The 5505-nt window shown below is 64.9% G+C and carries 6 protein-coding genes and 1 pseudogene; 2 read left to right on the top strand and 5 right to left on the bottom strand.

Annotation, left to right across the window (positions count from 1 at the left end):
- Positions 1-1457, bottom strand: a 1457-nt coding sequence (gene secD, locus EN781_RS24390; RefSeq protein WP_127400401.1) for a protein translocase subunit SecD, incomplete at its 3' end; no start/stop codon positions are given.
- Positions 1458-1509: 52 nt separating this feature from the next.
- Positions 1510-1848, bottom strand: a complete 339-nt coding sequence (gene yajC, locus EN781_RS24385) for a preprotein translocase subunit YajC (protein ID WP_126054208.1) — start codon at positions 1846-1848, stop codon at positions 1510-1512.
- On the opposite strand from yajC, the gene EN781_RS34870 reads away from it, so the two are divergent.
- Positions 1757-2128: a hypothetical protein gene (locus EN781_RS34870; protein WP_210213493.1), complete on the top strand. Its 372-nt coding sequence runs from the start codon at positions 1757-1759 to the stop codon at positions 2126-2128. The genes yajC and EN781_RS34870 overlap by 92 nt on opposite strands.
- The gene (locus tag EN781_RS24380; protein WP_126054207.1) at positions 2125-3000 is read left to right on the top strand and encodes an ATP-binding protein; all 876 of its coding nucleotides are present in this window, start codon (positions 2125-2127) and stop codon (positions 2998-3000) included. Before EN781_RS34870 ends, EN781_RS24380 begins: the two co-directional genes overlap by 4 nt.
- Before the next feature lie 96 nt (positions 3001-3096).
- Here EN781_RS24380 and EN781_RS24375 read toward each other — a convergent pair whose 3' ends face one another.
- From EN781_RS24375 to EN781_RS35510, 3 genes and pseudogenes are all read right to left on the bottom strand, one after another.
- A complete protein-coding gene (locus EN781_RS24375; RefSeq protein ID WP_126054206.1) occupies positions 3097-4614 on the bottom strand; it encodes a peptidoglycan DD-metalloendopeptidase family protein in 1518 nt (505 codons plus the stop codon).
- A gap of 115 nt (positions 4615-4729) precedes the next feature.
- Complete coding sequence (locus EN781_RS24370) at positions 4730-5389, bottom strand: protein-L-isoaspartate(D-aspartate) O-methyltransferase (protein ID WP_126054205.1); 660 nt, start codon at positions 5387-5389, stop codon at positions 4730-4732.
- A pseudogene (locus tag EN781_RS35510) lies at positions 5386-5505 on the bottom strand (5'/3'-nucleotidase SurE); the annotation flags it as partial. The pseudogene EN781_RS35510 and the gene EN781_RS24370, both read right to left, overlap by 4 nt.

Here is a 5505-nt window from a genome sequence, read left to right as displayed (position 1 = left end):
GTCGCGATCAGCGACGTGACGTTGGAATCGACGATGGTCGCCAGCGCCTTGGTGAAGCCGGTATCGATCGCCTGGATCACCGAGCGGCCGTTGCGCCGCTCCTCGCGGATACGCTCGTAGATCAGCACGTTGGAATCGACCGCCATGCCGATGGTCAGCACGATACCGGCGATACCAGGCAAGGTCAGCGTCGCGCCGAGCAGCGACAACAGCCCGACGATCATCGCCACATGCACCGCGAGCGCGATATTGGCGAGGAAGCCGAGGAAGCCGTAAGCGACGAACATGAAGGCGACGACGAGGATCGAGCCGATGATGCCGGCGACCTTGCCGGCATGGATGGAATCCTGTCCCAGGCCCGGACCCACCGTGCGCTCCTCGATCACGGTCAGCGTCGCCGGCAGCGCGCCTGCGCGCAGCAGCACGGCGAGGTCGTTGGCGCTCTGAGCGGTGAAATTGCCGGAGATCTGACCGGTGCCGCCGAGGATCGGCTCACGGATCTGCGGCGCCGAGATCACCTGGTTGTCGAGGATGATGGCGAACAGCTTGCCGACATTTTGCGCCGTCGCCTGGCCGAAGCGGGTGGCTCCCTTGGAATCGAAACGGAAGGAAACGACAGGCTCGTTGTTCTGCGAATTGTAGGTCGCCTGCGCGTCGACGAGATTCTCGCCCGAAACGATGACGCGGTTTTCGATCAGATAGGGTACCGGCGGATCGTCCTGCGAATAGAGGATCGAGGAGCCTGCCGGCGGACGGCCGTTGAGCGCGTCCTGCACCGGCATCGACTGGTCGACCATCTGGAATGTCAGCTTGGCGGTCTGGCCAAGGATTTCCTTCAGCCTTTGCGGGTCCTGCAAGCCCGGCACCTGGACAAGAATACGGTCGTCGCCCTGCCGCTGCACGATCGGTTCGGTGGTGCCGAGTTCGTTGACGCGCCGTTCGACGACCTCGATCGACTGCGTCAGCGCCGTCGAGGTGCGGTATTTGATGCCGGCGTCGGTGACGGTGAACTTGAGCAGGCCCGGCTCGGAATCGTCCAGCGTCATCTCCTGGACGGAGCCGCCGGTGAACAGCCCCGCCGCCACCGGGTCGGTCAGCGGCTTCAGCACCTTCTTGGCGGCGTCGATCTGGCTGGGATCGGTGATGCGGACCTGCACCGTGCGCCCGGATCCGGACAGGCCGGTATAGTTGATCTTGGGGTTGGCGTCGCGCAGCAGCGTCCTGATCTCGTCGCGTGACGTCTCCAGTCGATCCTTGATCAGGTCGTTCTGGTTCATCTGAAGCAGGATGTGCGAACCACCCTGCAGGTCGAGACCGAGCGTCATCTGCCGCTTCGGCACCCAGTTGGGCAGTTGCGCCAACGTGCTGGCAGGGAAGAGATTGGGCGCGGCGAGGACCACTGTGGCGGCCACGGCCAGCCAGATCAGGATCATCTTCAGGCGCGAAAAATAGAGCATTCGTTCTTATCCGTTCAGGCGTACATGCGGCAGCGTTCCGCCTTCAATTCGGTTATTTCTTGGCATTCTGGTTCGCCACTGGCTCGCCCTTGACGCGCACGTCCGAGATCGTCGAGCGCAGCGCCGTCACCTTGGTGCCACCGCCGAGGTCGATCTCGAGTTCGTGGTCGTCGATCACCTTGGTCACCTTGCCGACGAAACCGCCGCCGGTCACGACCGTGTCGCCGCGCCGCACCGCCGAGAGCATCTCCTGGCGCTTCTTCAGCTGCGCGCGCTGCGGCCTGATGATCAGAAAATACATGATCACGAAAATCAGGACAAACGGCAAAATGCTGATGAACATGTCTGGCGAGGCGCCGACGCCCTGGGCGTATGCCGGTGTAACGAACATCAAGATACTCCTGGAAGGTGAAAAACCGCCACGAGGCGGCCCCGCGAAATTTGGCCGGAATATAGTCGGTAAAGTTGCCAATGCAACTGCGCCGCCGGGCGAATCCGCTGCTTTTCCGGCCGGTTGGCGCGTGTTAGAGCATGATCGCCGAATGCCGGGTGCGGTCCGCGGAAAAGATCATGCTCCGGCAAAAGGTTGGAAGCGGTTCTTATCCCGCCGCGAAAGAGCGGATTTCCGCCGGTGCCGATCCCGAACGCCAGACCAAAAAGACAAGACATGACCGACAGCACCCTTGACGCCCTGAACCAGAAGCTCGACCGCCTGATCGAAGCGGTCACTCGCCTCGCCCCGCCGCCGGTACCGCAAACCGACCTTGCGGCGGCCGACTGCTTCGTCTGGCAGGCCGATCCCGGCTATCTGGAGCCGGTGCGCAAGGTCAACCGCGTCGACATCGGGCTGATCCGAGGCGTCGACCGGGTGCGCGACATCCTGCTCGACAACACCGAGCGCTTCGCCTCGGGCTTTGCCGCCAACAATGTGCTGTTGTGGGGCGCGCGCGGCATGGGCAAATCGTCGCTGGTCAAGGCGGTGCACGCCGCCGTCAACGCCTCCGACGAGCTCGATCGGCCGCTCAAGCTGATCGAGATCCACCGCGAGGATATCGACACGCTGCCCAAGCTGATGGGTTTGCTCAAGGCGGCGCCTTTCCGGTTCATCCTGTTTTGCGATGACCTCTCCTTCGACCACGACGACACCTCCTACAAGTCGCTGAAGGCAGCACTTGAAGGCGGTGTCGAGGGCCGCCCCGCCAACGTCATCTTCTACGCCACCTCGAACCGGCGGCATCTTTTGCCGCGCGACATGATCGACAATGAACGCTCGACCGCCATCAACCCGTCGGAAGCCGTGGAAGAAAAGGTCTCGCTGTCCGATCGCTTCGGCCTCTGGCTCGGCTTCCACAAATGTTCGCAGGACGAATATCTCGACATGATCGACGGCTATGTCCGCTATCACGGCCTGGCCATCGACCCCGATGCGCTGCGCGCCGAGGCGCTGGAATGGGCGACGACGCGCGGCAGCCGCTCCGGCCGCGTCGCATGGCAGTTCACCCAGGACCTTGCCGGCCGTCTCGGCAAGCCGCTGAAGGATTGAGGTCAGGCAGACAGCTGAAAAAGCCCGCCCCTTGCGGAGCGGGCTGAGCCGGCGGGCTGGACTGGAGGTCTCAGACGGCCCGCAATTTTTCTTCTTCTATTCGAGATAGCCCGACGGATCGACCGGGGCGGAGTTCTTGCGCACTTCGAAGTGCAGCTTCGGCGAGTCGGTGGTGCCGCTCATGCCGGACAGCGCGATCTCCTGGCCGCGCTTGACCTTCTGGCCGCGCTGCACCTCGATCGAGCTGGCGTGGCCGTAGACGGTGACCAGCCCGTTCTCGTGCCGCACCAGGACGGTGTTGCCGAATTCCTTCAGCCCGTCGCCGGCATAGATGACGACGCCGTTCTCTGCAGCCTTGACTGGCGTGCCCTCCGGGACCGCAATGTCGACGCCGTCCTTGCCGCCGCCAAAATTGGAGATCACGCGGCCGCGCACCGGCCAGCGCATTTTGCCGATGCCGGTTGCATCCGGCGCCACCGCGTCGTCGTCCTCGGCCTGCTGGATGACCTTGGCGTCCTTCTTCGGCGGCGTGTAGGAGGCGAGCGTCTCGGTCGGCTTCGCGGCCGGCTGAGTGGTGGCGGTCGTCACCGGGTCGACCTTGACCGGCTTGGCGGCGGCGACAGTCGCGGTGCCGCCGGCTGGAACCTTCAGCGTCTGGCCGATCTTGAGCAGGCCGTCCTGCATGCCGTTCGCCTGCTTCAGCGCCACGACGCCGACACCGGTCTTCCTGGCGATGGACGACAGGGTGTCGCCCTGCTGGACCGTGTAGGTGCCGCCGGCGCCGGCCGGCTTAGCCGAAGCGACCTGCGTCGCAGGCTTGGCGTCCTTCGATCCGCTAGCGGCGGCGTTAGCGTCGACCGGCGCGGCCGACTTGCCGTCCTTGAGCTTCGGCTGCTGCGGCAGCACGGCGATCTTCTCGGGCGCGCTTGCGGGCTTCGGCGCATTGGCGGGCTTGGTGTCGGCGAGTTTCTGTGCCGGCTCCTTGCTCGAATAGGCATAGGCGGGAATGACCAGCTTTTGGCCCGTCTTCAGGCCCTTGGTCGCGCTCAGCCCGTTGACCTTCATGATCACGTCGGCCGGCACCTTGTAGTGCTGCGCCAGGCCGGAGATGGTCTCGCCGTCCCGGACCACGATCTCGGTGGCGCGCGGCGTGCCGGCGGCCGCCATCTTCGGCGCGTCGGGCTGCGCCTCCTTGAACGGCTTCGTCGCCGGGGCGGCGGTGCCGGTCGTCGTCCTGTCGACATGCGTGGCGGGCGGCGCCAGGACCGGCTCCGAAGCGGTGCGCACCGGCTTCGCCGCGGACGCCTGGGCTGGCTGTGACACCGGCGGCGGCAACTGCTGCACCGAAACCGGCTCGAGGCTGGAGCGGCTCACCGACTGGGTATGACTGCCGTCGACAGGCGCCGGCGCCACCGCATCGCCCGGATAGGGCTGGGCGACGTCCTGCTTGTCGATGATGGCGCGCTGATTGTTGGTCGACGAGGTGAAGACGTCGTCGACACCATTGAAGCGGGCGACCTGGGAGCTGCACCCCGCGGCGGCGCCTGCGATCATGAGGACGGCGCAGCCACGCGCCAGATTGCGTCCGTTTGCCTTCAAAACACTGAATTGCATCGCACTAACCCGCACAGACCCGGTACAAACTGGTCATGATTAAAGCGCGTTAATGTTACTGGCCGGTTAACCCCTTAGAATCCGGCGAAAATTTTCTTAAAATATTCGAGGAGGGTTAGATAACCGAGGCGACGCTGCGCAGGATCGGCTGCAGCCTGACGATACCGATGTCCTCGCGCTCGAAGCGGCTGCCGACTTTGGTGAGCTTTGCCAGCACCTGCTCGCCCTCCTCCGGGCCGATCGGCGCGATGACCACACCGCCGCTCGACAACTGGTCGAGCAGGAAACGCGGCAGGCTGTCGAAGGCCGCCCAGGCGACGATGCGGTCGAACGGCCCTTCATTCGGCAATCCGTTGGAGCCATCCGCCTGGCGGACGATGACGTTGCCGATGCCGAGCGCCTCGAAGCGCTGTTTGGCCTGCTCGGTCAGCGTCTTGTAACGGTCGATGGTGACGATGCGCGACGCCAGCCGCGACATCACCGCCGCCGTGTAGCCAGTCCCGGTGCCAATCTCCAGCACGCGGTTGCCGGGCTCGATGCCAAGCGCCGCGAGTACCGCGGCCTGCAGGTCGGCGCCCTCGATCGCCTCGCCGCATTCGATCGGCAGCATGCCGTCCGACCAGGCGAGCGAATGGAACTGGCCGGACAGGAAGCCACGGCGCGGCGTCGCCTCGAAGGCGGCAATCAGCGGCTTCGGCGCCGACCCCCGGCCGCGCAGGCGCAGCAGGAAGGCGGCAAAACCTTCGCGGTCGTCGACTGAAATCGGCTGGTTCATGCGAGCGCCTTGGTCAGTTGGTCGCGAATTTCATGAGCGGTAAGGTCGAGCTGCAACGGCGTCACCGACACCAGCCGGTTGCGCATGGCATGGAGATCGGTGCCCTTCTTGCCTTC

The organism is Mesorhizobium sp. M4A.F.Ca.ET.090.04.2.1, from assembly GCF_003999085.1.
Lineage (GTDB): Bacteria > Pseudomonadota > Alphaproteobacteria > Rhizobiales > Rhizobiaceae > Mesorhizobium.
Note: the sequence above shows the minus strand (reverse complement) of the source record. Positions and strands in the feature narration are given on the sequence as shown.

Excerpts from the sequence above, each read along its gene's own strand:
- EN781_RS34870 (WP_210213493.1), top strand. The coding sequence starts at position 1,757 with ATGATCACGAAAATCAGGACAAACGGCAAAATGCTGATGAACATGTCT.
- yajC (WP_126054208.1), bottom strand. The coding sequence starts at position 1,848 with ATGTTCGTTACACCGGCATACGCCCAGGGCGTCGGCGCCTCGCCAGAC.
- EN781_RS24380 (WP_126054207.1), top strand. The coding sequence starts at position 2,125 with ATGACCGACAGCACCCTTGACGCCCTGAACCAGAAGCTCGACCGCCTG.
- EN781_RS24375 (WP_126054206.1), bottom strand. The coding sequence starts at position 4,614 with ATGCAATTCAGTGTTTTGAAGGCAAACGGACGCAATCTGGCGCGTGGC.
- EN781_RS24370 (WP_126054205.1), bottom strand. The coding sequence starts at position 5,389 with ATGAACCAGCCGATTTCAGTCGACGACCGCGAAGGTTTTGCCGCCTTC.